We start from the raw sequence: 614 nt of genomic DNA on the forward strand, positions 1-614 counted from the left end.
GAAGGACTGCAGGTTCGCCGTGCTCCGCGGCGGAAACGGGCCGGCCAGTCATCGGTCCCGGTCGTTGTCGCGGACGCACCGAAAGTGGTGTGGGCATTGGACTTTCAGTTCGATTCCACCGTGGATGGGAAGAAGATCAAGATCGCGTCCATGGTTGACGAACACACCCGGATGTCGTTGCTGAACATCGTGGACCGCTCGATTCCGGCTGAGCGGTTGATCGAGGAGTTGGAGAAGACGTTCGCGATCTGGGGTGGCCCGCCGATGGTGCTGCGTATGGATAACGGCCCTGAATTCATCTCAGAAGCCCTACAAGAGTTCTGCGCAGGGTCGGTGGGGATCTCCTACATTCCGCCCGGCACACCGTGGAACAACGGGTTCATCGAGTCGTTCAACAACCGGTTGCGCGACGAGTGCTTGAACCGCAACTGCTGGCCCACGCTACTCGAGGCCCGCGTGGTCATCGAGGATTTCAAAGACGACCACAACCACCGACATCGGCACTCAGCACTGCGTTACCGAACCCCGGCCGAGTACGCTGCCGGATGCACCCACCAACATCACCCTGTGGGCTGCGAGATCGACTGACGATCACAACAAGGAACTGGCTCTAG

General features: G+C 59.9%; 1 protein-coding gene. It reads left to right on the forward strand.

Features of this window, described 5'->3' with window-relative positions; translation table 11 throughout:
* Window positions 1-588 (forward strand): integrase core domain-containing protein (locus ABFX36_RS18955; protein ID WP_346077839.1); only part of this gene is annotated, 588 nt, incomplete at its 5' end.
* Window positions 589-614 lie beyond the last annotated feature (26 nt).

It is taken from the genome of Gordonia cholesterolivorans (assembly GCF_039531975.1).
Taxonomy (GTDB): Bacteria; Actinomycetota; Actinomycetes; order Mycobacteriales; family Mycobacteriaceae; genus Gordonia; species Gordonia sihwensis.